Below are 26,342 nucleotides of genomic sequence, written 5' to 3' on the forward strand. Positions count from 1 at the left end.
ATTAAAGTGTTCATTTATTACTTAACTGCTGTTTTTTCATTTCGAACAGCACCGCCTGCTTCATCGCTTCCCGTGGTGCTTTTTTTCCGGTCCACATTTCAAATGCCAGGGCGCCCTGATTGATAAACATTCCAATGCCGTTAAGGGTCTTAGCACCTTTTTTTTCTGCTTCCCTCAGCCAGCGGGTCTCCTCGGGATTATAAATAAGATCACATACCAGAGCATTCCGTTTCACCGTTTCAAGCGACATGGGCATCCTGTTCACGTCCGGAGACATTCCAATTGACGTTGTATTGATAATCAAATCATAGCCGGTAAAAGCCGCCTGCGCCATAGTAGCCGGCAGGACTCTTGAATCACACCACTTTTTACAGCGGACAGCAATCTCATTGGCTTTTGAAAGCGTCCGGTTCGTAATTGCCAGTTCCTTCACCCCGTGACGGGCAAAAGACACAGCCACTGCCCTGGAGGCACCGCCGGCTCCAATCAGGAGTACCCGTTTGCCGGATAAGTCCTCAACCTGTTCAAGTACCGAATCAAGAAAACCCTGGCCGTCTGTATTATAGCCGGTAAGCTTCCCATTTTCGTTAACGATGGTATTAACAGCACCTATTGCTTCTGCTTCCTCGGATACGGCATCCAGATGATCCATAACAGCGACCTTGTGCGGCAGGGTGATGTTCATTCCCCTGTATCCTTCGGACTTCATGCTTTTTATGCCATCTTCCAATTCCTCAGGTCCGATATCATAAGCTTCGTAGCTTCCTTCTATATTAAGTTCCCCCAGTGCCGCCTTGTGCATGACAGGTGACATGGAGTGTGCCACCGGGTGGCCGAAAACTCCCATGAGCAGTTTCATCTGTTGAATCACTCCTTCACATCAGTAGAACGATGGGCGTGTTCCTGTTTGTACCCCTCCCGGTACGCTTGCCCTAACAACCGTTCCCTGTCCGTGCACCGTCACCCAGCCGAGACCGGAAAAAACGATATCGGTTTTTCCGTCAATGATTTTATATTCTCGTCCGGATAATGACGGAAATCCGGCTGCGTGATCTTTAAAAGGCGGACTGAGCAGTTCGCCGAGATGACTTTCGTATAGTTCATCTGCTTTTTCTGTTTTCGTCCGATGAACGTTCAGTTCGTTGCTCATGTGAACCGTAAAAGACTGTGGTTCCCCTTTTACAAAATCAAACCTGGCAAGTCCGCCAAAGAAGAGTGTCTGACCTTCGTTAAGCTGATATGTTTTCGTTTTAATTTCTTTACGGGGAGTAACAACCTTTAATTCATCAGCCGAAAGAAGGTGTGCCATCTGATGGTGATTCACAATTCCCGGAGTATCATAGAGCGACGAACCGTCATCAAGGGGCACGTCGATCATATCCAGTGTCGTACCGGGGACATTGGATGTTGTGATCAGAAATTCTTCGTCTCCTCCGAATTCTTTGATCAACCGGTTGATGAATGTGGATTTACCAACGTTCGTACACCCTACAACGTACACATCCCGGCCTTTACGGTATTTTTCGATTAGATCTGCAGTTTCGATGACACCCGTTCCTTTTTCTGCGCTCATCAGATGCACATCAATAGGTTTAAGGCCGTATTCATTTGCCGTTTCCTTCATCCACTGCTTCAGCTTCGGATGTTTGATTGACTGCGGCAGCACATCTGCTTTATTCCCTACCAGCAGGACCGGATTTTTACTCACAAACCGGTGCAGCCCCGGAAGCCAGCTGCCGTGAAAGTCGAAGATGTCAACGATCTTAACAACAAGGGCATCTTTTGAACCGACCTCATTAAGGATTTTAAGAAAGTCATCGTCGTTCAGTTTCACATCCTGAACTTCATTATAATGTTTGAGCCGGAAACAGCGCTGGCAGATTACAACATCTCGCTCCAGCGCTTGCGGCGGCGTATAGCCGAGTTTATTTTTATCTTCTGTCTGAATGGTGACACCGCAGCCTGCACAGATTACTTGCTGCTTTTCTTTTTGTTCTCCCATTCAATCAGCCCCTTTCTTTTCATCCATCTGAATACGACACGTTCCATCCGGCGGTTCATTTTAGTAATGACGCCATCGGTTTTCGCAACCGGTACGACAAGGATAGTATGAAAACCGCCTCGATTACCGCCAAAAATATCCGTAAGCAGCTGATCGCCTACCACTACTGCTTCACTTCTTTTTATCTTCATAATGTTGCAGGCAGTTTTAAAAGCCCTCGTCATAGGTTTTTTCGCGCTGTGAATAAAGGTGAGTTCATGAGGATCCGAAAATTCCTTAACCCGTCGTTCCGTATTATTGGAGACGACAACGATATCGATCCCTTCACGTTTAACCATCTTAAACCATTCAATCAGTTCTTCGGTAGCGTTCGGCCGGTCCCATTCCACAAGCGTATTATCAAGGTCTGTGATAATCCCTTTAATTCCCTGTTGTTTAAGTTCCTCTACTGAAATATCAAATATCGAAGGAACATACTGGTCAGGTACAAATCGTTTTAGCACGCTAAGCCCTCCATTTTCATCAGACAGAACAAAGTTACTCTGCCCAGCCTGTGTGTATTCTGTTCCGTATGTATTCATCAAACCGCTATGCGGCTTATGGATATTAAGACACAGGAAAAACCCTGAATCGTCATAAATGCAAAAATTTCGCTACCCCTCATAATACCCTCAATTAACCACGATTTTCAATCATTCCAGCTAAAATAACTAAAGTTAACCTGATCCAGCCCTTTTTCAGCCCGTCTGAAGCAGGCCGATCTTCACGCAATCCGCCAGTTCGGCTATATGTTTATATTTTTATTACCTTTTAAAGGCATTACCTAAACAGGAGGACGCCCTTTACCTTACCCGGATAAATAGAATGAAAGTTCAGAAAAAAGAACAAATATTTTTCGACATAATTCCAACTCTGTCCAACTGTGGAAAAACATACTCACATAATCCCTATTCCAGCACAGTCAATACACCATGTTATAAACAGGATATCCACAAGTTATCCACCTGCCCCTGTGGATATCACGAACGGTTGTTCCTCTGTTTTTTTTCTGGTACGATCAAATCACTAACATGACGGACGGTTTTTCACGCGCGCAACACTGGCCTCGGCGGCCGGTAAAATCAAGGAGGTGAAGCTGCCATGAGGCGGCAAGGGGCTATGCGACATCTCACAGACGATCTGCTGATTGAAACGTATCATAAAGCAAGAGAACTCCAGTTACACGATGACTTTATATTCTTAATTTCACAGGAATTAAAACGCCGTGACATAGCAAGTACGTCACGACTCCCCGAAAAGCTTCATTAAACCTTAAACCTGGTATTTACCGGCTTGTTTTTGAGCGCTTAATGTACTCCCGGGGTTTAAATTTCCATTCATCCAGAAGTGTTTTCTCTTCAGCGTCAAACCCTTCGAACCTTTCCTGGTCAAATTCAAAAGCATCCGTCTGGCGATCCACAATCGATTTGGTTGCCTGAAGATGCACCGGAACCGCAGCAAGACAGAGTACCGTAAATACACTGACTGAAATGACCCATCGTCTTTTCATAAAACACCACTCCTAATCTTACTTTTAGGGTGGTATTTTTTTTTGAGTCATATACTTACTGTCGCTAAAAAATCGAGTTTAGTGAGACTTTATACCCTATTAGACGGTTTCTGTTTCTCTTATATAGGGAAAGTCTTTAGCATAGAAAAGCGTAAGACAGCAATTTCACCCGTTACTCATATCAGACTCAAAGCAAGGTTAAACTAAACTGAACAGGCAATAGGTCCAAATAATGCCGTTTTTTTTCTTCATTGGGGATGCATTCATAAGCAAACACCTGGAATGACTGTCATGACGCCATTTATTAGAAATCAGCCCCGAAAGGAATTCGTTCAGAAAAGTAAGAATTCATTTTTTTGAATTTCGGTTTCTTCCTATTTAATAAAAACGCAAAAGCCCCCGTATCCCCTGTGGTTATTGGATGCAAGGCTTTTGGTTTTATATTATAATCTTACGTATGTTTGTAAACAGTACTAAAAAACCACCAGCCAACTAAGAAAAAAGAGGAGGTCTCTCACTTGTCTTTACTGCATTATCTCGTGTTATCACCATTTATTTTAGCGATCTTCATTCCTTTTCTTTATAAATGGTTCCGGAACGTACATACAGGGTGGTTTATCCTGCCTTTACCCGTCATCCTGTTTGGCTATCTGCTCACTTTCGTGACTACCGGACAGGGAATGGATGTTGTTATGGAAACCGTTCCGTGGGTTCCTTCACTTGGGATCAACTTCACCGTTTATCTTGACGGGCTCAGTCTTCTCTTCGCCCTCCTGATTACGGGGATCGGTGCGCTCGTTGTCCTTTACTCTATCTTTTACATTGCAAACAAAAAGGACGAGCCCCTCAACAACTTTTATGTGTACCTGCTCATGTTCATGGGGGCCATGCTCGGGGTTGTTCTTACGGATAATCTGATTGTGGTCTATGTATTCTGGGAATTAACCAGTCTTGCATCATCACTCTTAATCGCATACTGGTTCCATAAGGAAAAATCCCGCTATGGCGCTCAGAAATCTATGCTGATCACAGTGTCTGGCGGATTTGCCATGCTCGCCGGTTTCTCGCTCCTTTATGTGATTACCGGCACATTCAGCATTCAGGGAATCATCGAACAAAGCGCACAGGTTATCTCCAGTCCGCTTGCTGTACCTGCCATGCTGCTTGTCCTTGCCGGTGCCTTTACAAAATCGGCTCAATTCCCGTTCCACATCTGGCTGCCGGATGCTATGGAAGCACCAACTCCGGTCAGTGCCTACTTGCACTCGGCTACGATGGTTAAAGCCGGTATTTACCTGGTTGCCCGGTTCACTCCGGTTTTCGGTGGTATGCCGGAGTGGTTCTGGATCGTCTCAGCCGCCGGGATTATTACACTCACCTGGGGATCCATATCAGCTGTGAGACAGAAGGACCTTAAGGGAATACTCGCTTTCTCCACTGTCAGTCAGCTCGGACTGATTATGTCCCTGCTGGGTCTCGGCTCTGCAGCTCTTTATTTCGACGCAGCCGATGAAGGTCAATTCTATACGTTCGCGGTTATGGCTGCAGTCTTCCACCTGATTAACCATGCGACCTTTAAAGGCGGCCTGTTTATGGCGGTCGGTATTATCGATCACGAAACCGGTACCCGGGATATCCGTAAACTCGGCGGTCTGATGTCAGTAATGCCGATTACGTTCACCATCAGTCTGATCGGGCTTGCGTCCATGGCAGGACTGCCGCCGTTCAACGGGTTCTTAAGTAAGGAAATGTTCTTTACAGGAGTCCTTGACGCAACGGAGCTGCCAATCTTCAATATGCAGACGTTTGGTCTTGTCTTTCCGGTCCTTGCCTGGATCGCCAGTATCTTTACGTTCCTGTACTGTCTGATTATGCTCATGAAGACATTCTTCGGAAAGTACCAGCCTGAGAAACTGGAAAAGGAAGCGCATGAAGCGCCGATCGGCATGCTTATTTCACCGATCATTCTTATTTCACTCGTAGTCATCATCGGTTTCTTCCCGAACATCCTGGCCTATACAATTATTGAACCGGTGATGAACTCAATCCTGCCCGGGTTTGAATTTGAGCCGAATATCTATCACTGGCACGGGCTTAACACAGAAATCTTTATGACTGTCGGCGTCATCCTGTTCGGTTCGCTTCTCTTTTTGAATTTGAACAGATGGCAGGAAACCTACTTCTTCCTGCGTGAGCGTGATCCGCTTAACCAGGTGTATGATAAAGGTCTCGACGGACTGATTACCAGCGCTCAGGGTATTACAAATATTCAGATGACCGGACTGCTGCGTGATTATTTCGCTTACATGAGTATTTTCATGGTCGGATCCCTTATCGTCACGATGTTCTGGTTTGATGCCTTTACCTTTGACGTGGATTTCGGCATGATGGGCTCCGTCACTCCATATGCCGTCATTATAGTCGTTCTGCTGGCCGTCGTTTCACTGTCGCTGCCCTTCATTCAGCACCGTGTATCAGCCATTGCGGTCCTTGGTGTTGTCGGGTTCCTAATCGCCCTTCTGTTTGTTAATTTCCGGGCTCCGGACCTTGCTCTTACGCAGCTGCTTGTTGAAACAGTCATGGTTGTTCTCTTCCTGCTCTGCTTCTACTTCCTGCCTGAGCTCAAAAAAGAGGACTTTAAACCGAAATTCCGCTGGCTGAACCTTGTGATAGCCATTTCCGTTGGTCTGACGGTTTCACTGATTGGTGTCAGCACGCTGGCTATGTCCCAGACGGATGGTTACGAAAGCATTTCGATGTACTTTATCGAAAACACGTACGAGCTTACCGGCGGGGAAAATATGGTTAATATGATCCTTGATGACTTCCGGGCTCTGGATACGATTCTGGAAGTACTCGTACTCGGGATAGCGGCACTTGGCGTCGTTGCCCTGATCAAAATGCGTTTTAAAGGAGGCGAAGACGTGTGAAGACAAACTATTTAATGCTTCATACCATTACACGAATCGTAGCCTTGATCATTCTTTCTTTTTCGGTGTATCTGTTTTTCGCAGGACACTACACTCCTGGAGGAGGATTTATCGGAGGTCTCATGTTTTCCTGCGGACTCCTCCTTCTTTACCTGAGTTTTGATTTGAGTAAAATCCAGACCGTCCTGCCGATTGATTTTGAAAAAGTTATTGCCATCGGCCTGCTCATCGGAATTGGCACCGGACTGAACTCGATGCTGTTCGGTGATCCGTTCCTTACAATGTATTTTGATTACTTCAGCATCTGGCCGTTCGGCGAAGTTGCTCTTACAACAACTACACCATTTGCTATTGCAATTTTCCTTGTTGTTGTGGGTGTAGCTCTTCTCACTATATTGACGATTGCGGGGGATGAAGCATAATGGAACTTATCATGATCTTTCTCATTGGCATCATCTTCTCAGTCAGTACGTACCTGATTCTGACAAATAGTCTGCTCAGGGTTATTTTCGGCATAGTGATGCTCTCACACGGGGCTCACCTGCTGCTTCTCACACTATCCGGATTTAACGACGGTGCACCGCCTCTTCTCGGGGAGGAGGCGTCTGTCTATATGGATCCCCTGCCGCAGGCACTTATTCTTACCGCCATTGTAATCAGTTTCGGAGTTACCGCCTTTCTTCTGGTTCTGGGATACCGGACGTACAGAGCGCACGAAACTGATAAAATGGATCAATTGAGGGGAAATGCAGATGAATAACCTATTACTCGTACCAGTTGTCGCACCTTTTTTAATCGGTACTATTCTTATACTCTTTAAAAATCATCACCGGACCCAGCGGGTGATCAGTGCCATTACGGCAATTATCATGCTTGTATTTGCCTTTTACATTACGTACGAAGTCTATGTAAATGGCATTCAGACGGTTGAACTCGGAACATGGGTGCCGCCATTCGGGATCGTTCTCGTTGCCGACCTTTTCGCAGGTCTGATGGTGATCCTTTCAAGCATTGTCGGTGTAGTCTGTCTGTTTTTTGCATTTCAGACGATCAGCCCAGAGCGGGAAAAGTTTTTCTTTTATCCGTTTTACATGTACCTCCTCGCCGGGGTGCACGGAGCATTTCTGACAGGCGACCTTTTTAACCTTTTCGTATTCTTTGAAGTTATGCTGATTGCTTCCTATATTCTTATCGTACACGGAGGAACGAAGTATCAGCTCAGGGAATCATTCAAATACGTTGTCATTAACGTGTTTGCGTCAATATTCTTTATCGTCGGCATTGCCTATATTTACGGCATTACCGGCACACTGAATATGGCTCAGATTGCCGAACGTGTAGCAGAACTTGAACAGACAGGTGTCCTGAACGCAATAGCGGTTCTCTTCCTGCTTGTTTTCGGCATGAAAGGGGCATTGTTCCCTCTTTATTTCTGGCTTCCGAATTCCTATTTCGGACCGCCTTCGGCCATTGCAGCCCTGTTCGGGGGACTGCTGACGAAAGTCGGGATCTATGCCATCATTCGAACCTTTACACTGATCTTTGTCCATGATCCGGGATTCACTCACAACCTGATTCTGTGGCTGGCAGCAGGCACGATGTTCTTCGGAGTACTTGGGGCCGTTGCCCAGTTTGACTTCAAACGGATTCTGTCTTTCCACATCATCAGCCAGGTCGGTTATATGGCTCTCGGACTAGGGCTTTACTCGCAGCTGGCGATCGCCGGTGCGATATACTACATCGCCCACCACATCATCGTTAAGTCGGCCTTGTTCCTGTTCTGCGGTGCAACTGAGAAAATCACAGGGACTACCGACCTGAAAAAGATGAGCGGGCTGTTAAAAACCTATCCGGTACTCGGCTGGCTGTTCCTGGTAACTGCAATATCCCTTGCCGGTATACCACCGCTGAGCGGGTTCTTCAGTAAATTTGCTCTGATTCTCGACGGTATTGACCAGGGCCGCTACTTTATCGTCTTTATCAGTCTCCTGGTTGGTATTCTGACACTCTTCTCGATGATGAAAATATTCATCTACGTGTTCTGGGGTGAGGAATCGCTCAAAGGAGAACAGCGGAACCGTCCTCTTATGCCGCTGCTGATGCCGATTTTACCTCTGGTTGCGTTAACAGTTATTCTTGGTATCGGGGCTGAGCCGATCTTCTCCTTCTCAATGGAAGTGGCAGAGCAGATTCTCGAGCCGTCAAACTATATTAATGCTGTACTTAAGGAGTAGGTAAAATGGCTTTTCAAATCTTAATAAACATTGCAATTGCGTTTATCTGGATGCTCTTAAGAGACGAGGCCACCGTTCTTGAATTCGGGATCGGATATGTTGTGGGACTGTTTATCCTCTACTTCTTAAGACGCTTCCTCAAGTTCAGGTTCTACTTCACCCGGGTCGTGGCCCTGGTGAAGCTGATCCTGCTGTTTATCTACAAACTGATTGAGGCAAACATTGATGTGATCAGAATCATTCTCAAACCGAAGCTGGATATTGAACCGGGAATTATTGCGGTTCCGACAAAGCTGGAAACGGAATGGGAAGTTACACTGCTTTCGAGCCTGATCTCCCTTACCCCGGGGACGCTTTCCATGTATTTTTCCCCGGATGGGAAAACAATCTATGTCCATGCCATTCACGTACCTGACAAGGACAAGGCGATTGATGAAATTCACAACTCGTTTGAAAAAGCGATTATGGAGGTGACCAAGTAATGCTGTATACTGTGGCTAACATCTGCCTCGTTCTGATGGCCATCTCCATCGCAATCCTGTTCATCCGTGTCATAATTGGTCCCACCCTTTCAGATCGGGTAGTGGCTCTGGATACAATCGGCATCAATCTGATCGGTTTTATCGGTATCATCATGCTGATTCAAAATACGCTCATGTATGCGGAAGTAATCCTGGTAATCGCGATTCTTGCCTTTGTAGGCTCCATCGCTCTGGCTAAGTTTATCGAAGGGGGTGTCGTCATTGATCGAGGTGATCGTTAGCATATTCCTTATTTTTGGAGCAGCCCTCAGTGCGCTAGGTTCCTTTGGGATTATGCGTTTTCCTGATGTTTACGGACGTCTTCACGCCGCGACAAAGAGTGCGACACTCGGTGTCATCAGTATTATGATCGGGGTATTTCTTTACTTCCTCATTATTCAGGGAGATTTTGTAGGAAAATTCCTGCTCACCATTCTATTCGTCTTCCTGACAGCTCCAGTAGCCGGGTTTATGATTTCCAAATCCGCCTATAATGTTGGCGTAAAATTGTGGGATCAGAGCACGCAGGATGACCTTGCAAGGGATATGAAAAAGTACGAGAAAAAACAGGGAAGCAACTCCTAGATGAAAACGCTCCGGCCGGTCCTGAGATCCCCGGATTGCAAAAAAACGCCGGAATGGTTATGTCCATTCCGGCGTTTTTGATTTGGTGTTTTATCCGTTCTTGAATTCTGCAATAGGCTGACCTTGTTTGACTGCACGAACGTCTGTTTCAGGGTCCTGGATCATCCCTTCCTCAAACAGGAGGATCACGCTCGATCCAAACGAGAAGTAAGCCATTTCCTCTCCTTTACCGATTTCCTCCCCCTTAAGGGAATTATCAGGGTGAATACTGTTTACATTTAAAGCGCCTATTTTAACGACACACATGTGTTTATCACCAGGCGTTCTCACTTCGGTAAGGAGACGGTAATTTTTCGCAAGGACGCGGTCTCCGAGAGCAAGTCCCATCGGATTAACAGGGGAAGAGTGTTTACCCAGGGCCCAGGTTTTTAACACAGTCCCCTCAACCGGACTGTGAATTCTGTGGTAATCCGTTGGGCTCAGGTAAAATAACATGTAGGTACCGCCTATATACCTGCGGCTTGTATTCGGTAGGCCCACGAGATCCCTGACATCATACATCTGCCCTTTTATAAAAAATGCAGCGTTTTGGCTGATTTGGCCGGTTTCGGCGAGCAGCCCGTCCACGGGACTGACTATAGATGAGGTGCTCGTGCAGACAGGCCGTACATCAGGTGCCAGCTCCCTGATAAATAAAGACTGAAGCGTGTTAAAGTTTTCCACTCTTTCTTTTGCTTCTTCCATGTTTATATTGTAGACTCTGGCAAACGAACGAACGAGAGGACGGCTTGCCCGTGAACGGGCGAACGTCCGGATCCCCCATGATTGTACCGGACTTTTTGTAAGTTCCATTAACGATCGGTAAAGTTGTTTCTTCAAATCAAATTCCTCCACACAGTCAATCAGATCCCTGCCGCGCGGGCGAACAGATGACAGTTATTAGTAGTTTAAAAGATTAAGATATGGTAAAATAAATATTTAAGCAGACTTCATATTACGTCAAATTATAAGGAGTGATGTCGTTGACGTTGTTACAGCACTTATTCGATAACACCTACCGGAAGTTCCGCAGTCAGACAGCCAACCTTCTGACGATCTTTAACCTCAGTCTCGGCGGTTTTGCAATACTGGCAGTCCTTCAGGGACAGTACGGTATGAGTGTGGCGTTTATCGTCCTTGCTGCCGTGTTTGACCGTCTCGACGGTAAAGTGGCCAGAAAACTGAACATTACTTCTGACATGGGAAAACAACTGGATTCATTATGTGATATTATATCATTTGGTGTAGCGCCTGCGTTATTGGTTTATCAATCTGTATTATACCAGTTTTCTGCAGCCGGTATGGTATTTACCATTATTTTTATTGCCTGTGGTGCCATCCGTCTTGCCAGATTCAATGTGACTGAACAGGAAGGGTTCTTCGTTGGCCTGCCGATCACGGCAGCCGGCTGTATCCTGACACTGAGCCATATGCTTAACAACACAGTACCTGCACCGGCCTTTATGTGGATTATACTTGGTTTATCAATCATGATGATCAGTACATTCCGCGTCAGAAAGATGTAGCACTGGAGCGACCTTTTGTTAACAAAAGGACGCTCTTTTTTTCTTCCCGCCTGACGAAGGACTTAAACAGCGGCTATGAGGGCGAACCGTTACGGGCAGACTTATAGATAATAAAAGGTGATCTTGACCTGGCGCAAACGGAGTTCGAATGTACCGGTTCGATACATTCTATGGTTTATTGTCCTTATTTCAGGTTTTTTTTATTCTGCCGCGCTGCGGGACCATCCTCCATGCACCACTTCAATAAAGTTCATTTTTAATCATACTCATAATTAAAGGAGAACGACTATGCAGGTAATCCTTTCCCATACAAACCTGGATTTTGACGGCCTGGCTTCCATGATGGCTGCAAAGAAACTTCACCCGGATGCATCACTGGTTCTGCCTGACAAATGCCAGTCGGCTGTCGAGCATTACCTTGCCATCCATAAAGACCTGTTTTCTATTACAGATGAACGACATTTGGACTGGGATAACATTACGCAGGTAATCCTGACCGACACCTCCTCCCTTAAGCGCACGGGGAACATTGGCAATCGGCTGCCCGATGAAGTACCTGTACTCTGCTACGATCATCACGGCGATCCGCCCCATTCGACGTCTACCTTCACATGCATACATAAAAAGTACGGAGCGTGCATCACCCTTCTTCTCGAAAAAATTAATGAAGAGGCTTTGGACATCTCCCCTTTTGAAGCGACACTGTTTGCCCTTGGTCTTTATTCAGATACGGGAAGTCTGAGCTACAGCTCCACGTGCCCTGAAGACCTTTTGGCCGGAAGTCGGCTGCTTCAGGCTGGAGCAAGCCTCGAAGTTGTGGAGCAGTTTAAGGAGGCACCGTTAAGCGGTGATGAGCAGACCCTTTTCCGGGCTCTGATGGACAACATGACAATCGAATATTACGACGGAGTTGATGCAGCAATTGCCGTTCACGAACAGGAGAGCTATACAGGCGGTCTTGCCTCCATTGCCAGCCTGCTACTGTCTGTAACAGGTTCGGATGCAATCTTCTGTCTTGTTCGTATGAATGATAAAACCTTTATTACAGCGCGCTCTGCTTCCGACAGAATTAACGTGCTGCCTGTCATCCAGACTCTTGGCGGCGGAGGGCATGCAAAAGCGGCAAGTGCGATGCGCAAAGACCTCTCCCCTCTTGTTCTCGCTGATGAATTACGGCAGCAGCTCCACGAGATCAGCGGGAGTGATACAACAGCAAAAGATATCATGAGCACACCTGTCAGAGTGGTTGCCCCTCACACCTCCGTGGTGGATGTGTCCAAAATGCTCTACCGGTACGGACATACAGGCTTTCCGGTTACGGAAAACGGTAGACTGGCGGGCATCATTTCCCGGCGTGACGTGGATAAAGCCCTTCATCATAACCTGGGACATGCTCCGGTAAAGGGCTACATGAGTACCAGTCCGGTAACGATCAATCCTGATACGTCCCTTGAAAAAATCCAGGCGGTGATGATGGAAAAAAATGTTGGAAGAATGCCTGTCATAGACTGCGGTGAAGTGGTGGGAATTGTTTCGCGTTCAAATGTCATTGAAGCTTTGCACGGAAAATCTCCAAAGCCGAAAGCAGCAACAGAGACATCCAGATCGGCTGCCCGTACGAACCTTGCCTTTTCTGCAAAAAGCAGGCTATCTCAAAACCTTTTTAATCTCATTACCCTGATCGGAAACCGTGCATCGGCGCTCAACATGAAACCGTATCTGATCGGTGGTATCGTAAGAGATCTGATTCTGGGTCGCGACAATCAGGATATTGATATCGTTGTTGAAGGAAATGCTATTGAGCTTGGAGAAAACCTTGCCGCGTCCGAAGGTGGATCTGTACGGACACACGAAGCTTTCAAGACCGCCACCTGGACATCACCTGAAGGTATTAAAGTAGATCTGACCAGTGCCCGAACAGAATATTACGATTATCCTGCAGCACTTCCACAGGTGGAACTTTCCGACATTAAAGAAGATCTGTATCGGCGCGATTTTACGATCAATGCCATGGGAATGTCCCTTGCCCCAGTTGACTTCGGACGACTGATTGACTTTTTTAACGGGTATCTCGACATTCGCGGTGGAATAATTAAAGTTCTTTACAACCTGAGCTTTACTGAAGATCCGACCCGGGTTCTTCGGGCCATGCGGTTTGAGCATCGCTTTTCTTTTCACATGGATGAACAGACGGAAACTCTGGCACGAAATCACGGGAGGACACTCTCATCTGTTTCAAAACCACGAATAGCAGGAGAGCTTTCGAGGCTTTTGATCGAAGAAAGCCCGGTGTTTTTTGTAAAACGGGCAGCAGAGCTTGATGTGTTCAGATACATTCTCTCGTCTCACGAAGATGTGATCACCTGTCTTTCACGCCTGTCGGTTTATGAAGAGCTGGCGAAGCAGGTGAATCTCGAGAAATCTATTCACAACTGGACCGCCATTCTAACTCTGCTCTCAGATTTTACACCTGATGCTTTCAGTGAATGCCGTTCGTATGCCCATAATAAACAGGAAGCCCGCTATGTGTCTGAAATTGAATCCATTTCATCAGCAGTGCGCCCTGCCGTGATAAAACTGTCTGAGTGGCACCGCATTCTCGAAGGAAAAAGTTCAGTCGCCTCGGCTGTATTTTTTGCAAAAGCCGGCTCTGAGGATCAGGCAATTGCCGAAATGGGACGACTTTATCTGACTGGAAGAGAGCAGGTAAAAAACCGGATCAGCGGGCAGGATCTAATTAAACTCGGGCTTGAACCGGGACCGGATTTTAAGGAATGGCTGCTTGAGATTGAAGGGAAATGGCTTGATGAACCCAATCTCACAAAAGACGACATGCTCAGGTGGGCTCAAGAGCACCTTCTAATACGTGCCAGTGAGAATGAAACTGAATGATTGAGAAGAGAGTCCCTCTTTAGTATGCTCACAGTGGTTATAAATCTGTGAGCATTTTTCTTGAAGGTATACTGCAGACCGGTATAATAGAAAACTGTGATCCGGTTATCAGATGATTTATTTTATAATTATTATCGATAACCGGTTGACATCGGAAAAATGTTTGTTAAAATATAATTTGTATTACTTGATAATTATTATTAATAAAGGGGAGATACTTGTGACAGACAAGCGTATGGTAGCAAAACAGGCACCAAGATTTGAAATGGATGCAGTACTTCCGAATAAGGAATTCGGGAAGGTCTCTCTCGAAGATAATATGAAAAACGACAAGTGGACCGTCCTCTACTTTTACCCGATGGACTTCACTTTTGTATGCCCGACAGAAATTACGTCCCTTAGTGACCGTCAGGATGAATTCGACGATCTGGATGCTGAGGTGATCGGGGTTTCTACAGATACGATTCACACACATCTTGCATGGATTAATACAGACCGCGATGACAACGGACTCGGTAAGCTTGAGCATTCCCTTGCAGCAGACACAAACCACCGTGTTGCACGCGAATACGGCGTACTGCTTGAGGACGAAGGTGTAGCACTGCGCGGCCTGTTCATCATCAGCCCTGAAGGCGAGCTTATGTATTCCGTGGTGAACCACAACAATATCGGCCGCGATGTGGATGAAACACTGCGTGTTCTTCAGGCTCTTCAGACAGGCGGACTGTGCCCGGCGAACTGGAAGCCTGGACAAGCGACACTTTAATATAAACAAATAGCTGCGGTACCCTCTCCGGAGGGTATCGCTGTGACTTAGTACCGAACAACTAACATCCCTATCAGCAGGAGTGATAACACGATGAAACTTAGATCAGATATGCCCGAACTCAGTGGTGCCACTGAATGGCTTAACGATGAACTCACACGAGATGATCTTGTAGGTGACAAACCAACCCTTTTCCACTTCTGGTCTGTGAGCTGCGGACTCTGTAAAGAAGCGATGCCTGATATTAATGAATTCCGTGATGAATTTGAAGATGACTTGAACGTTGTGGCTGTTCATATGCCCCGCTCCGAAAAAGACCTGGATATGAGCGTGATCAAAGCGATGGCCCTCAGCCATGATATCGCTCAGCCGATCTTTGTTGATAACGAGCATAAGCTCACAGATGCTTTTGAAAATCAGTACGTGCCTGCGTACTATGTATTTGACGAAGAAGGCAAACTCCGCCACTTCCAGGCTGGCGGCGGCGGCATGAAAATGCTCCGTAAACGGGTAAACCGCGTGCTTGGAAACGAAGAAAAGTAAAAAAGACATCCTGCATCCCCCTTTCTGTGAGGTAACATTCATGAGAGGGGGATTTTTTGATTACCGTGAGCTAAGTACAAGTATTTATAAAAAGCTCATTTCGTAAAGATTGTTGCTTTAACTAGCTTTAATTTCGTAGCGAAAGGCCGCGACTCCTGCGGGAAAAGCAACCGTCGAAGACCCCGGAGGGTGATGTTCCCGAGGAGGCTGAGGCGTTGCCCGCGGAAAGCGTCGGCCTGCAGCGCAGAAAACAACAATCTATCCGAAAACAGCCTTATAAAATAAGTACAAGATTGGATAACCGAAATAATTCCTGCCTCCCCCACCCTGTATTCTCCCTATAAGTTGACTTAAGCCTTTTCTTTTCGCTATTCTAGAGAAGGAAGAGCATCGGCCGCATCTGCGGCATGCTTAATTGATCTGATACAGGAGGCTACATTTTATGAGTGTACATATCGGTGCAAAAGAAGGCGAAATTGCAGAATCCATTCTGCTTCCGGGGGATCCTCTCCGCGCAAAGTATATCGCAGAAAACTTTCTTGAAGACGTAACCTGCTACAATGAAGTTCGTGGGATGCTCGGCTACACAGGAACTTACAAAGGTGAGCGTATTTCCGTTCAGGGGACAGGCATGGGTGTACCGTCCATTTCCATCTACGTCCATGAACTGATCAACAGCTATGGGGTAAAGAACCTGATTCGCGTAGGTACGTGCGGAGCATTCCAGAAAGATGTTAAAGTACGTGACGTGATCCTTGCCCAGAGTGCGTCCAGTGACTCAGGTGTGAACCAGCGCTACTTCGGCGGAATCGATTTCGCTCCTACAGCCGATTTCGGTCTTTTGAAAGCAGCTTATGACGGTGCAGTTGAAAGCGGGCTGAACGTTCGTGTCGGAAACGTGTTTACAAGTGACGTTTTCTATAACGACTATAAAGATACAGTACAAAAACTTGCGGATCATCAGGTGCTTGCAGTGGAAATGGAGTCCTCTGCTCTTTACACGATCGCTGCACGCTTTGGCGTCCATGCATTGAGCGTACTCACAGTAAGCGACCACCTCATTACCGGTGAAGAAACAAGCTCACAGGAGCGTCAGGAAACGTTCAACGAGATGGTTGACGTTGCCCTCACCGCGGCCATTCAGTCAAAATAACATACGAAGCGCCCTGTCCTGTTGGACGGGCGCTTTTTACTGCCGTATCTAAAGCTGTCTAGTAAATCAGATTTGCCAGATCTTCCTGAGGGATCGGTCCGAAATAATGTTTCGTATCTAAATTCCCAAGCGCCTTCATAATCTCTGAACGCTCATAGCGGGAACCAATCAGGGCTTTCTCTACATCTACAACTTCTCCGACTCCGAAAAAGTCCCCATAAATTTTGCAGTCTGTAATGGTCCCTTTGCGTATATCCAGGCGGATATCGACCGTACCGGCATCAAAGCGCTTCGACCGTTTCAGATCAAATTTAGGAGATTTTCCGTAATTCCACTCCCAGTTCCGGTAGCGCTCTGCTGAAATCCGCTCAATACCTTTCCAGTCTTCCTCGGTCAGCTTATATTCCGGGATCTCTTCTGATTCCTCGAAAATATAGCGAAGAAGGAGGCTCTTAAATTCGTCCATTGTCAGCGGCTCATCAAGAAACTCATTAATGTTGGCAACACGGCTGCGAATCGACTTAATCCCTTTGGAACGGATCTTTTCATCGCTCACATTCAAGGCACTCACCACGTTCTCCATCTCCGAGTCCAGAAGCAGGGTCCCGTGGCTGAACATTCGGCCTTTTGTTGTGTACTGGGCGTTACCTGAAATCTTCCTCTCCCCTACCTGCAGGTCATTTCTTCCTGTCAGCTCCGCCTCAACGCCAAGCTTTCGCAGGGCATCCACGACAGGTTGTGTGAATTTTCGGAAGTTATGGAAGCTCTCTCCGTCATCTTTCGTAATAAAGCTGAAGTTCAGATTTCCCGTGTCATGATAGACGGCTCCTCCTCCACTGAGACGGCGAACGACTTTTATCCCGTTCTTTTCAACATACTCCCTGTTGATTTCCTCAATTGTATTCTGGTTCTTCCCTATGATAATCGACGGTCCGTTCACGTAAAAAAGCAGATATGTATCTTCAGGGTCAAGGTGTTTTAAGGCATATTCCTCGATCGCAAGGTTAATTCCGGGATCTGTAATTCCGTTATTGCTGATAAATCTCATTGCACTTCCTCCTCATCTGTTTTCCTTCTTATTTTATCACAATAAGGCCCTTCTTCCACAATCTGTACAAGAGCGTATATTTTCCCCTGTATATGACAGACATTAAGGGGTGATAGAACGGTACAGGAGGTGTACGGGTTGGGACTTTTTAAGCAATTTAAGCATACGAAGAACACGTTGAAAAACGGGGAGAAGCAGGAGCAGCTAGTTGATCCACCGGACATCCCGACATTTCCCGTTTCGCTGGATATGAAAAAGAACCTCAGGTACGTGAAAGAAACGCTTCATTATACAGAAGACCTTGTGGAGAAAACCCTTAAGACCGCCCTTCCCGGATCGCTTCATCTTTTTTACATCGAAACAATGTCCGATACGGAGAAATTAAGCAGTAATCTTTATCAGAAACTTAAGTCCATCGATACAGAAACCGAATTGCACAGAACCTTACAGGACATGGATTCTGCAAAGATAGTTCATTTATCCGATGCTGTCAGTGAACTGCTTTCAGGCAAAAGTATTCTGCTTCTTGAGGGAAAAAACCACTGCTATATCCTGAGCACAAACAGCGTCATAAAAAGAGATGTTAGCGAGCCGGATAATGAGCAGGTGATCCGCGGGAGCCACTCGGGGTTTATTGAAAACATCGGGGTAAACATCCAGCTTGTGCGAAACCTGATCAGCCACCCCTCCCTTATTGTGAACTATTCCACACTGGGGGAGCTTTCCCGGACAAAAACAGCCATGCTGTACATGGATGGACGGGCCGATCCTGAAGTCGTTGAGGAAATAAAACGGCGTCTGAAAAAAATCAAGGTCGATAAACTTATGAACAATGGGGTTATTGAGGAGTATATGGAAGATAACATTTACTCTCTTTTTCCACAGTATATCAGTACAGAACGGGCAGACCGGGCGGCACTCAATCTTCTGGACGGCCGGGTGCTGATTATGACAGACGGGGATCCTACGGTTCTTGTGCTGCCTGTTACTTTTTTTTCATTTTTCCAGTCTACGGACGACTATAACAGCCGGTGGGTGGCCGGTAACTTTTTCAGACTCATCCGTGTGATAAGTTTTTTGCTGGCCGTCACACTTCCGGGAATCTACATTGCCATCATATCCTTTCACTACGAAATCATTCCCTTTGGAATGACGTACGTGATTAAAGATGCCGTGGAGCACATTCCCTATCCTCCCCTCGTTGAGGCAATGATAATGGAGCTCACACTCGAGCTGATCCGCGAGGCGGGGATCCGGCTCCCTACGCCGATCGGTCAGACGATCGGTATCGTAGGCGGTCTTGTTATCGGAGACGCGGTTGTAAATGCGGGCTTTATCTCAAGCATTATGATTATCGTTGTGGCCCTGACCGCCATTTCCTCATTCGTTGTCCCTGTACATGAAATGAGTATGGCGATGCGGCTGCTTCGCTATCCGGTCATGATTATGGCCTCCATTCTCGGATTTCTCGGCATCGTGTTCTGTCTGACCATTTACCTGATTCATCTGTGCAAACTCACGAGTATCGGTAAACCCTTCTTCTATCCGTTCGCCCCGCTGGACGGCAAAGGACTTCTGAATCGGTTTATCAGACTGCCGCACACGGTTCACCTTGATAAAAAGCAGAATCAGAGTCAGAAGTCATCGGGTAGCAGCAAATCTCAGTAGGATCACCGGAAAAACAGCTAAAAGGGAGCGTCCCTATGAACGTTAAAATGAAAATTTCAAACCCGCAGTTGTTTTTCTTTATTGTCCAGACCCAGATCGGGGTGGGCATACTGTCACTGTCATTCAGCGTCTACCATGAAGCACAGTGGGACGGCTGGATCAGCGTGTTTGCGGCAGGTATAGTAATCCAGATCGTCATCCTGTTACTCTATGCTCTTACATCACGCTACCCGGAACATATTTTTTTTCACGCTGTCCAGTTGATTGCCGGACGATTGGCAGGCAATCTGATAACTGTTGCCTATTCATTGTATTTTCTCAGTGTAGCAATCCTGATCCTCATCGTTTACAAGCACATTATCATAACGTGGCTGTTCCCCCACACACCCGGGTGGGTTATTCAGCTGCTGCTCGTGACATGCGCCTGGTATTTATGCCGTGAAAAACTTCACATCATCGTCCGATTCTATGTTTTTGTAAGCGTGTTTTTTCTTCTCGTTGTTGGTGCTCTGGTCTTTGCCATACCCGATCTGAATCCATTGTATATCCTTCCCATCGGTCATAGCGGGATTGGTTCCATATTTAAAGGGATCTTTGCGGCGACGCAGGCGATGCTCGGTTTCGGCGTTTTTATCTACATTGTTCCGTATGTAGAAACGAAAAAGAAGACCGACATCCTGAGAACAGCCACATTCGCCAATCTGTTTACTACCACCTTTTACGGACTTACGGTTCTGATTACAATGATGTTCTTTAGTCCTGCAGAACTGGCACTTGTACCAGAACCACTTCTATATATGTTTAAAACGTTTAGTACCCCGATTATTGACCGAATGGATCTGATTTTTCTCGCAATCTGGATTGTGAGCGTAACAACATCCCTTATGACCTACGTGTATCTTGCCTCTCTTTCCGGTGTCTATCTGCTGAAGGGGGTCACACGGAAAAAGCTCACTCTCTGGGTAGCCGGTACTGTTTTTGTTATTTCCATGGGACCGACAAATGAACTGACGATCACGAAGTATGCCGAGGGAATCGATAATTTCAGCATCATTATGGTGTTGCTCATTCCACTGATGCTTTACATTATTTCACTCATACGTGGAAAACCTTCGAAAGGTGGCACGAAGCATGAAACGGCCCGTTCTTCTTAGTCTTGCCTTGCTCATTCTTCTTACCGGCTGCTGGGACAGCCGCCAGCTCAGGGATATAACAATTGCGAAAAGTGCTGCTTTGGATCTGTTGGAGGATGGCAAATACCAGTCAACTATTTCCTCCCCTGTTCCGAAACAGCATGAGGCTGAGGAACGGTCACAGAAAGTTTCCGGCGTGGGTCACACGATCCGGGAAGCACGAATGGCACTCGACGGAAAAGTATCAGAAAGAATTGATACGGCAAAAATGCGTGTTCTCGTGCTCGGAGAACCGCTGGCACGAACCAATATTTATCCGCCACTCGATGTGATGTACCGAGATCCACGCTCCTCCCTCGGGGCAAAAATTGCGGTGTATGATGGTATGGGAAGTGAGCTGATTAATAGTAAGCTCACAGACAAGCCAAGAACGAGTGAATTTCTGGCTGAACTGCTTGACACGGCTGAATCAAACTCGATTGTAGACAAAGTGAATGTCCAGCTGATCTGTCCAATCATTTTTGATCCGGGTCAGGATGTGGTGCTCCCATACCTTGGAATGGAAGGGGATACACCGCGCCTGATCGGCGGTGCTCTCTTTAACGGGGACACAATGACAGGTTCTCTGTCCGTAGAGGATTCGACTCTGCTGATGCTGATGAAAGGCAAGCTGGGTTCTGCCACTTTTCTGACTGAAAAGGTGCACGATGACAAAGAAGATATGCCGAGTAACTTTATTACGCTTCGATTAAGAGATACATTGACAAAACTTCAGGTAGATGTGAACCATGAAACAAATGAGGTAACAGCGACAGTTGATCTGACTATGAAGGTCGAAGCCATTGAGTATCCTCATGACGAACTTCATGAAAAAGAGAATATAGCAAAATTGAATACAAAGCTTGAGGAAAAGTTTAATGAGGAAGCAGAACAGATTTTCAGCACTCTTCAGGAAGCCAATTGTGATGCGCTTGGGATTGGACGACGTGTGCTGGTGTACCACCCCGATTTCTGGGATTCGGTCAATTGGAATGAAACGTACCCCAACATTACGATCAAACCTAATATTCAGGTGGAACTGATTGGGCACGGTATTATCAACTAAACTGGATAAACAAAAAACCGGGGGAGGATCAATCCTCTTCCCGGTGAATAGCCTGTTGTATTGTCCTGCCGAACGCATAGCCCAGCAGACTGATAAAGGAATAAAAAGCGGCATAGCCATATAGAGGCGGCTCAAGCGTAAACCGCTGCACCGTTGTCATGACCAATATGGAAACTGCAAAAACCGCTGTAAAGGTGATGACAGGATTAAGCCTGTATTTAATTCCCGCAGTACTGGCAAGCGATCCAGCCAGAAGGGCAAACAGCGGATTTACCACGAACAGAAGAACGATTTCCATACCTGCAAGATCTGATATCATCATGGTGCTTCCTCCCCCGGTGAAGCTTTGCTTTCTTACTAAAATAGTATCACAAATCCTGATCTATGCCACTTTTCCAGTCATAAAAAAGCAGCCACTAACGGCTGCTTTTTCCGATTTATACACCTGTTGTTTCCTTCCAGTAAGTGTCTGTTCCATTACTCTGTACCACCGATCTCCCGGGAATCTGAAATTGAATGAGAAAAAAATTCAGCATATCAACGGAAGAAGCCATTGCATTCAAAAGTACAAGAAAAATAATCATCGGGGTAAGCAGCCCCAGCATTCCGAGAACAGCCGGGAGGAAAATCGATAGAATTACAAAAGGAGCAACCGTGATAAACAGAAATCTTGTTTTGCTCATTTTCTCCTCTGTATAGACATACCCTCCAAAAAACGTTAATCCGATGTAAGTCTTTTTGGATTTCCAGAAGTCCGGCACAAAAATTAAATGAAGCAATTCATGGACGATCAGCATAACCAGCAGCCATAGAAAGAATGTTAGTGGGATGGTAATGGAGATAGAGTTTCCAGTAAAGCCGTAATCACTTAATGAAATAGGGGAAGCTGCATTCATGATCAGAAATGAAATTACTCCGCACAAAATCATAAACGGTACAGAAAGCAGTGTTGCTGTGAAAAGCCCTCTTGGCTCTTTAATTTTCTTCCATCCATTTTCTCTGAGTTCTCTTTGCCTGTTCTCCTTTTTAGCTGGAAATTTATGAGTAATAATCATCGTTATCCTCCTCAAGGCCACACTCACACTTCGAGACGTATCGTTACTGTAAGACCCTCATTTTTTTCCGTAACAATCGAGATCTTTCCTTTAAGACTGTTAACACGCTCTTTAATACCAAAGAGCCCCATTTTACCCACTGTCTGCTCGTTCAGGGATGAAATCCCCATCCCATTGTCGTTATATTCAAGTGTAATGGTTCCGTGCTGCTGCCGCAGGGAAACTGAGACATTTTCAGCATTGGAGTGTTTCATTGCATTGTTCAAAAGCTCCTGTACAATTCTGTATAAAGCCAAGGTCACCTCATAATCAGTATCCCTCTTCAGTCCAGTGGCCGTCAGGGACAATTTAATATTGGACCGAAGCTGGAATTTTGATGCAAGGTCATCAAGTGCTCCTTCCAGTCCGTTCGACTCAAGCAGAGGAGGGAGAAGAGAATGACAGGTTTCCCTTGTAAGATAAATAACATCAAGTAGTCCCTCTTCCAGTTTTTCAAGCCTTGCGCTATTAATCGCTGTCCCCATGTCAGTGGCAGACTTTATCTCTGAAACTTCCCTTTTCAGGACAAGAAGCTCCTGAAGGACGCTGTCATGCAGATCAACAGACAACTGACTTCGTTCCTTTTCAGATAAATTAAACAGGAGACGTGTAAGCCATTCTGTGTTTCCTTCTTTTTCGAGAGTCATATCTTCAAGCTCCTGAAGAAGATCCTCGATCCTGAGAAGATTTTCAAGCAGAATACTGGAGTAATAGGACAGGGTCAACAGCCATTCTTTTTTACTGTCATCCAGTCTGAAGGGTTTATCATTCAGACCGGCTGTCACATAATAGTACTCAGATGACTCCCCGATTATCAGAGCAAAGGAAGAACCTGATTGGAAAATGGCACCAGTACTGACGGGTGAGCGCTTCAGAATACTGATCAACTGCATAAGATCAAAGTCGTCCTTCGATGATTCCATCTCACTGACCGTGTGGTTTCTTTTAGATATGAAAAAGTGTACGGTTCGATCCACGTTCAAAACTTCCTGGAACTCCTTTTCAATACTCTCCTGGACTTCCTCAACTGATTTATTCTGACGCATTCTCATAGTAAGCCGGTAAATACTCTCCTTAAATTGTTCTTTTCCTAAGAACAGACTCTTTCTCAGTTTGGCATCAAGATAGGATTTCAGATACAAAAATAAAAGGGTAGTGAGATAAGTAACAGAAAAAACCTGCAAGGTCAGTGACAAGGTTAATGGAGCATTACTCAAAGCAGGAAAAAAAATAATAACCAGGACCGGCGGAAGGGCTGAAATCCCAAGATAATAACCCAGCCTGCTGAAATACAGCTGAATATTGACCAGCTGATCTGTGCAAAGGAGGTAAAGAAAAATAACCGGAACGACGAAAATAAAAATAGAGACTGCTTCTCCCGGTAAAAGGTAGCTTCCAGTAAAAAGGACCGGCAGTACATATAGAAAAGTAAAAGGAGCAAGGGCAATTACGAGTGAGATGAACAGCATTTTGAATGTATTCAGTACCGGCTCGCGCCTGAAGTTTACAATACCTTTTGTTAGAGCAGAAAAAATGTAAAATAGTAATAATAAAAAAGAAATGAGCAGAATCATTCTTCCCGTGGAAGCCAGTGCCACTGAGAGTGCTGTATTTAGCAGAAGAAGAACGAACAGCAGGAGATAGGCACCTTTCATCCAGTTTTTATTCAGCCATGACTCCTTATATGTCATAAAATAGTGGTAGACGAACTGCAGAAACAGAACCGGTGACAGCAAAAATGTAACGGTCTGAATATAAAGCCCCGTCTGGCTCAGTTTTGCGGCTAGACCGGCGCTGTGGTAGCAGAGACTAAGCGTCATAATAAATAAGATCAGCATGCTCGTATGGGGTTTTATTGTTGATTTCAGGAGCAGCAGGCTGAGCCATAAACTCAGAAAAAAGAAAAAAGAGGGGAACACCACAAAATAAAGATGCTCCTCTGTGAAGTACCTCGACATTGTCACAGGCTCGGTCCTGACTGCTCCTTCGGAAAGAACAGTTACGGATTCAGCTTTCTCAACTCTGGAATAATCCTGTACTGTGCTGTGCTCTTCTACAGGATTTCCATTGACTTCTAAAATCTGATCCCCGGGCTGAATCTGATTCGCATGAGCCCATCCAATCGTGCTGACTGTCCCGGCTTCATATTCACCATGATCCTGCTTTTGCACCTCCAGACCTATATACGGATATTGCAGGTTTAATAAAATCATCAAAAAGGCAGCAGCAGCAGAAATTATCATTAACGTAATAACAAATGCTTTTTTATAGAAAAGAATCCAACCCATCCAAAACCTCCCAACCTACCTCCAGTAATGAGAAGAACCTGATAAGGACTCCTTATTGTGGAGAACACTGATGATTGCCTCAGCTTCCGACTTACTGACCCCGATTAATGTAACTGTCCCATTTTTCACTTTTTCAACCAGATCCGGATTCTCTAATAAAAACTGTACTACTTCTTTCATAATTGTAAATCCTCCCTTATGATGAAATAATATTTAATGCATAAGCACAGCCGGCTTATTAAACGAATTCATTCAGCTTCATTATCTGGTCCTTTGAAAGAGGCAATTCGGAAATTAAAGCTTTATACTTCTGTTTATAGATTTCTCGGACTACAGCAGTGTATTGTACTGCCCCTGATGCAGCCAGTTCCCTCTTTACAACCTGTTTGTTCCTGACAAGGTCCTCCCATCGAAGTTCCCCCGAGTAGTACCTTGTAATCAGGTCATTGCGCCTCTGATCAAGCAGATAAAAAACAGGCAGCGTCCGTTTTTTTAGCTTCATATCACTTTTCTGATCAATGAGCTGAATAGCCAGCATATCATTATCAATTTGCCCAATAATTCCTACGAGCGCACTTAAGCGTCTGATCTGCTCCTCTTCTTTCCTTTCTTCTGTCAACATGTATCCCACCGATGCAGCCATGGATGTCAGAGATCCTGATTTAAGACGGAGCATTTCCAGATAATCCTCTTCAGTTGAAATGGTGTTTTCAATGTCCCTATACTGACCAACCGCAGCAGAAAGCAGATACTTGTGAACGGCGTGAAGCAATTGACTGTTCAAGGAGAGAGAACTTCCTTTTGCAAGACAGTCCTGACTCACTACTGCCAAAGCATTGGCCAGATTAAGTGCGACACCAGGGCTCTCCTTCATCCACACCGCATCATTGTTATCACCATCCTGCAAATCATCATAAATATCGATACTTAAAATAAGTAACTCCATCGCCGCAGCTGCTCGGCTTACGTTTTCAGGTGACGGTTCTGAGCTGAATATTTCATAATGTGTAATGACAAGCCGTCCGAACAACAGGGAATAATCCATCATTTTATGGTCTATATAATTGCAGAGAGGGTCATGGAGCACGGAATCAGAAAAATAATCTCCGATAATACCTTTCATAAAGTTATGAATCTGCTTCTTCATTTTCTCTCCCCCCTCCGGCAAAATCTATCAGAATGTTGAAAAAATTGTACATGCATGAAATAAATCACACTAATTTCATGGTAAAATATCAGCAGGTGAAACCTATTTCATAATTGGAG

The 26,342-nt window shown here is 45.6% G+C and carries 27 protein-coding genes; 16 read left to right on the forward strand and 11 right to left on the reverse strand.

The features are described from left to right. Window positions 1-10 precede the first annotated feature (10 nt). Genes aroE through CR205_RS09120 form a run of 3 tightly spaced genes read right to left on the reverse strand, consistent with a single transcriptional unit; the run spans window position 11 to window position 2,505 of the window. Window positions 11-859, reverse strand: coding sequence for a shikimate dehydrogenase (aroE, locus tag CR205_RS09110; protein WP_110518807.1), 849 nt, complete (start codon window positions 857-859; stop codon window positions 11-13). Window positions 860-880: 21 nt separating this feature from the next. Beyond that, the gene (gene yqeH, locus CR205_RS09115) at window positions 881-2,002 is read right to left on the reverse strand and encodes a ribosome biogenesis GTPase YqeH (protein ID WP_110518809.1); all 1,122 of its coding nucleotides are present in this window, start codon (window positions 2,000-2,002) and stop codon (window positions 881-883) included. Continuing rightward, complete coding sequence (locus CR205_RS09120; protein ID WP_110518811.1) at window positions 1,972-2,505, reverse strand: YqeG family HAD IIIA-type phosphatase; 534 nt, start codon at window positions 2,503-2,505, stop codon at window positions 1,972-1,974. The genes yqeH and CR205_RS09120 overlap by 31 nt, the downstream gene beginning before the upstream one ends. A gap of 637 nt (window positions 2,506-3,142) precedes the next feature. On the opposite strand from CR205_RS09120, the gene CR205_RS09125 reads away from it, so the two are divergent. After that, window positions 3,143-3,310, forward strand: coding sequence for a sporulation histidine kinase inhibitor Sda (locus tag CR205_RS09125; protein ID WP_236634727.1), 168 nt, complete (start codon window positions 3,143-3,145; stop codon window positions 3,308-3,310). A gap of 16 nt (window positions 3,311-3,326) precedes the next feature. On the opposite strand, the gene CR205_RS09130 is transcribed toward CR205_RS09125, so the two are convergent. After that, complete coding sequence (locus tag CR205_RS09130) at window positions 3,327-3,551, reverse strand: hypothetical protein (protein ID WP_110518813.1); 225 nt, start codon at window positions 3,549-3,551, stop codon at window positions 3,327-3,329. A gap of 518 nt (window positions 3,552-4,069) precedes the next feature. Here CR205_RS09130 and CR205_RS09135 point away from each other — a divergent pair. From CR205_RS09135 to mnhG, 7 genes are read left to right on the forward strand one after another with little or no spacing between them, the layout of a single operon-like run. Further along, entirely contained in the window at window positions 4,070-6,481 is a 2,412-nt protein-coding gene (locus CR205_RS09135; RefSeq protein WP_110518815.1) for a Na+/H+ antiporter subunit A, read from the forward strand. Continuing rightward, window positions 6,478-6,903 carry a Na(+)/H(+) antiporter subunit B gene (locus tag CR205_RS09140; protein ID WP_110518817.1) on the forward strand — a complete coding sequence of 142 codons (426 nt, stop codon included), beginning with the start codon at window positions 6,478-6,480 and terminating at the stop codon, window positions 6,901-6,903. Before CR205_RS09135 ends, CR205_RS09140 begins: the two co-directional genes overlap by 4 nt. Continuing rightward, window positions 6,903-7,241, forward strand: coding sequence for a Na(+)/H(+) antiporter subunit C (locus CR205_RS09145; RefSeq protein ID WP_110518819.1), 339 nt, complete (start codon window positions 6,903-6,905; stop codon window positions 7,239-7,241). Before CR205_RS09140 ends, CR205_RS09145 begins: the two co-directional genes overlap by 1 nt. Then, window positions 7,234-8,715, forward strand: a complete 1,482-nt coding sequence (locus CR205_RS09150) for a Na+/H+ antiporter subunit D (protein WP_110518821.1) — start codon at window positions 7,234-7,236, stop codon at window positions 8,713-8,715. Before CR205_RS09145 ends, CR205_RS09150 begins: the two co-directional genes overlap by 8 nt. A gap of 5 nt (window positions 8,716-8,720) precedes the next feature. Then, the gene (locus CR205_RS09155; RefSeq protein ID WP_110518823.1) at window positions 8,721-9,197 is read left to right on the forward strand and encodes a Na+/H+ antiporter subunit E; all 477 of its coding nucleotides are present in this window, start codon (window positions 8,721-8,723) and stop codon (window positions 9,195-9,197) included. Then, the gene (locus CR205_RS09160; protein WP_110518825.1) at window positions 9,197-9,478 is read left to right on the forward strand and encodes a Na(+)/H(+) antiporter subunit F1; all 282 of its coding nucleotides are present in this window, start codon (window positions 9,197-9,199) and stop codon (window positions 9,476-9,478) included. Before CR205_RS09155 ends, CR205_RS09160 begins: the two co-directional genes overlap by 1 nt. After that, window positions 9,459-9,821, forward strand: coding sequence for a monovalent cation/H(+) antiporter subunit G (gene mnhG, locus CR205_RS09165; RefSeq protein WP_110518827.1), 363 nt, complete (start codon window positions 9,459-9,461; stop codon window positions 9,819-9,821). The genes CR205_RS09160 and mnhG overlap by 20 nt, the downstream gene beginning before the upstream one ends. A gap of 90 nt (window positions 9,822-9,911) precedes the next feature. On the opposite strand, the gene CR205_RS09170 is transcribed toward mnhG, so the two are convergent. Next, window positions 9,912-10,700 carry a phosphatidylserine decarboxylase gene (locus tag CR205_RS09170; RefSeq protein WP_110518829.1) on the reverse strand — a complete coding sequence of 263 codons (789 nt, stop codon included), beginning with the start codon at window positions 10,698-10,700 and terminating at the stop codon, window positions 9,912-9,914. 143 nt (window positions 10,701-10,843) lie between these two features. On the opposite strand from CR205_RS09170, the gene pssA reads away from it, so the two are divergent. From pssA to deoD, 5 genes are all read left to right on the forward strand, one after another. Beyond that, window positions 10,844-11,386: a CDP-diacylglycerol--serine O-phosphatidyltransferase gene (gene pssA, locus CR205_RS09175; RefSeq protein WP_110518831.1), complete on the forward strand. Its 543-nt coding sequence runs from the start codon at window positions 10,844-10,846 to the stop codon at window positions 11,384-11,386. Window positions 11,387-11,674: 288 nt separating this feature from the next. Next, complete coding sequence (locus CR205_RS09180) at window positions 11,675-14,278, forward strand: CBS domain-containing protein (RefSeq protein ID WP_110518833.1); 2,604 nt, start codon at window positions 11,675-11,677, stop codon at window positions 14,276-14,278. A 235-nt stretch (window positions 14,279-14,513) separates the two neighbouring features. Beyond that, complete coding sequence (locus tag CR205_RS09185; protein ID WP_110519789.1) at window positions 14,514-15,044, forward strand: peroxiredoxin; 531 nt, start codon at window positions 14,514-14,516, stop codon at window positions 15,042-15,044. Between the two features lie 93 nt (window positions 15,045-15,137). Then, entirely contained in the window at window positions 15,138-15,587 is a 450-nt protein-coding gene (locus CR205_RS09190; RefSeq protein WP_110518835.1) for a TlpA disulfide reductase family protein, read from the forward strand. 442 nt (window positions 15,588-16,029) lie between these two features. Beyond that, window positions 16,030-16,740, forward strand: coding sequence for a purine-nucleoside phosphorylase (deoD, locus tag CR205_RS09200; RefSeq protein ID WP_110518839.1), 711 nt, complete (start codon window positions 16,030-16,032; stop codon window positions 16,738-16,740). A gap of 58 nt (window positions 16,741-16,798) precedes the next feature. On the opposite strand, the gene CR205_RS09205 is transcribed toward deoD, so the two are convergent. After that, window positions 16,799-17,788 carry a lipoate--protein ligase gene (locus tag CR205_RS09205; protein WP_110518841.1) on the reverse strand — a complete coding sequence of 330 codons (990 nt, stop codon included), beginning with the start codon at window positions 17,786-17,788 and terminating at the stop codon, window positions 16,799-16,801. Between the two features lie 138 nt (window positions 17,789-17,926). Between CR205_RS09205 and CR205_RS09210 the strand changes: the two genes are divergently transcribed. The 3 genes from CR205_RS09210 to CR205_RS09220 are packed head-to-tail and all read left to right on the forward strand — an operon-like array spanning window position 17,927 to window position 21,694. Then, on the forward strand, window positions 17,927-19,456 hold the full coding sequence (locus tag CR205_RS09210; RefSeq protein ID WP_110518843.1) for a spore germination protein: 1,530 nt from the start codon (window positions 17,927-17,929) through the stop codon (window positions 19,454-19,456). A gap of 35 nt (window positions 19,457-19,491) precedes the next feature. Continuing rightward, complete coding sequence (locus tag CR205_RS09215; RefSeq protein ID WP_110518845.1) at window positions 19,492-20,610, forward strand: GerAB/ArcD/ProY family transporter; 1,119 nt, start codon at window positions 19,492-19,494, stop codon at window positions 20,608-20,610. Next, window positions 20,588-21,694: a Ger(x)C family spore germination protein gene (locus tag CR205_RS09220; protein WP_110518847.1), complete on the forward strand. Its 1,107-nt coding sequence runs from the start codon at window positions 20,588-20,590 to the stop codon at window positions 21,692-21,694. The genes CR205_RS09215 and CR205_RS09220 overlap by 23 nt, the downstream gene beginning before the upstream one ends. Before the next feature lie 28 nt (window positions 21,695-21,722). Here CR205_RS09220 and CR205_RS09225 read toward each other — a convergent pair whose 3' ends face one another. The 5 genes from CR205_RS09225 to CR205_RS09245 form a co-directional block, all read right to left on the reverse strand. Continuing rightward, window positions 21,723-22,016 (reverse strand): hypothetical protein, encoded by a 294-nt coding sequence (locus CR205_RS09225; protein ID WP_110518849.1) that lies wholly within the window; start codon window positions 22,014-22,016, stop codon window positions 21,723-21,725. A gap of 115 nt (window positions 22,017-22,131) precedes the next feature. Then, window positions 22,132-22,749, reverse strand: a complete 618-nt coding sequence (locus tag CR205_RS09230; protein ID WP_110518851.1) for a DUF3267 domain-containing protein — start codon at window positions 22,747-22,749, stop codon at window positions 22,132-22,134. A 23-nt stretch (window positions 22,750-22,772) separates the two neighbouring features. Continuing rightward, window positions 22,773-25,076, reverse strand: a complete 2,304-nt coding sequence (locus tag CR205_RS09235; protein WP_110518854.1) for a sensor histidine kinase — start codon at window positions 25,074-25,076, stop codon at window positions 22,773-22,775. 15 nt (window positions 25,077-25,091) lie between these two features. Beyond that, entirely contained in the window at window positions 25,092-25,256 is a 165-nt protein-coding gene (gene comX, locus CR205_RS09240; protein ID WP_201745355.1) for a competence pheromone ComX, read from the reverse strand. A 58-nt stretch (window positions 25,257-25,314) separates the two neighbouring features. Continuing rightward, the gene (locus tag CR205_RS09245) at window positions 25,315-26,223 is read right to left on the reverse strand and encodes a polyprenyl synthetase family protein (RefSeq protein WP_110518858.1); all 909 of its coding nucleotides are present in this window, start codon (window positions 26,221-26,223) and stop codon (window positions 25,315-25,317) included. Between the last annotated feature and the right edge of the window lie 119 nt (window positions 26,224-26,342).

This window comes from Alteribacter lacisalsi (genome assembly GCF_003226345.1).
GTDB lineage: Bacteria > Bacillota > Bacilli > Bacillales > Salisediminibacteriaceae > Alteribacter > Alteribacter lacisalsi.

What these genes read in the sequence shown, in the direction of transcription:
- aroE (WP_110518807.1), bottom strand. Translation starts at nt 859, where the DNA reads ATGAAACTGCTCATGGGAGTTTTCGGCCACCCGGTGGCACACTCCATG.
- yqeH (WP_110518809.1), bottom strand. Translation starts at nt 2,002, where the DNA reads ATGGGAGAACAAAAAGAAAAGCAGCAAGTAATCTGTGCAGGCTGCGGT.
- CR205_RS09125 (WP_236634727.1), top strand. Translation starts at nt 3,143, where the DNA reads ATGAGGCGGCAAGGGGCTATGCGACATCTCACAGACGATCTGCTGATT.
- CR205_RS09130 (WP_110518813.1), bottom strand. Translation starts at nt 3,551, where the DNA reads ATGAAAAGACGATGGGTCATTTCAGTCAGTGTATTTACGGTACTCTGT.
- CR205_RS09145 (WP_110518819.1), top strand. Translation starts at nt 6,903, where the DNA reads ATGGAACTTATCATGATCTTTCTCATTGGCATCATCTTCTCAGTCAGT.
- CR205_RS09150 (WP_110518821.1), top strand. Translation starts at nt 7,234, where the DNA reads ATGAATAACCTATTACTCGTACCAGTTGTCGCACCTTTTTTAATCGGT.
- CR205_RS09155 (WP_110518823.1), top strand. Translation starts at nt 8,721, where the DNA reads ATGGCTTTTCAAATCTTAATAAACATTGCAATTGCGTTTATCTGGATG.
- CR205_RS09160 (WP_110518825.1), top strand. Translation starts at nt 9,197, where the DNA reads ATGCTGTATACTGTGGCTAACATCTGCCTCGTTCTGATGGCCATCTCC.
- CR205_RS09180 (WP_110518833.1), top strand. Translation starts at nt 11,675, where the DNA reads ATGCAGGTAATCCTTTCCCATACAAACCTGGATTTTGACGGCCTGGCT.
- CR205_RS09185 (WP_110519789.1), top strand. Translation starts at nt 14,514, where the DNA reads ATGGTAGCAAAACAGGCACCAAGATTTGAAATGGATGCAGTACTTCCG.
- CR205_RS09190 (WP_110518835.1), top strand. Translation starts at nt 15,138, where the DNA reads ATGAAACTTAGATCAGATATGCCCGAACTCAGTGGTGCCACTGAATGG.
- deoD (WP_110518839.1), top strand. Translation starts at nt 16,030, where the DNA reads ATGAGTGTACATATCGGTGCAAAAGAAGGCGAAATTGCAGAATCCATT.
- CR205_RS09205 (WP_110518841.1), bottom strand. Translation starts at nt 17,788, where the DNA reads ATGAGATTTATCAGCAATAACGGAATTACAGATCCCGGAATTAACCTT.
- CR205_RS09215 (WP_110518845.1), top strand. Translation starts at nt 19,492, where the DNA reads ATGAACGTTAAAATGAAAATTTCAAACCCGCAGTTGTTTTTCTTTATT.
- CR205_RS09220 (WP_110518847.1), top strand. Translation starts at nt 20,588, where the DNA reads ATGAAACGGCCCGTTCTTCTTAGTCTTGCCTTGCTCATTCTTCTTACC.
- CR205_RS09225 (WP_110518849.1), bottom strand. Translation starts at nt 22,016, where the DNA reads ATGATGATATCAGATCTTGCAGGTATGGAAATCGTTCTTCTGTTCGTG.
- CR205_RS09230 (WP_110518851.1), bottom strand. Translation starts at nt 22,749, where the DNA reads ATGATTATTACTCATAAATTTCCAGCTAAAAAGGAGAACAGGCAAAGA.
- CR205_RS09235 (WP_110518854.1), bottom strand. Translation starts at nt 25,076, where the DNA reads ATGGGTTGGATTCTTTTCTATAAAAAAGCATTTGTTATTACGTTAATG.
- comX (WP_201745355.1), bottom strand. Translation starts at nt 25,256, where the DNA reads ATGAAAGAAGTAGTACAGTTTTTATTAGAGAATCCGGATCTGGTTGAA.
- CR205_RS09245 (WP_110518858.1), bottom strand. Translation starts at nt 26,223, where the DNA reads ATGAAGAAGCAGATTCATAACTTTATGAAAGGTATTATCGGAGATTAT.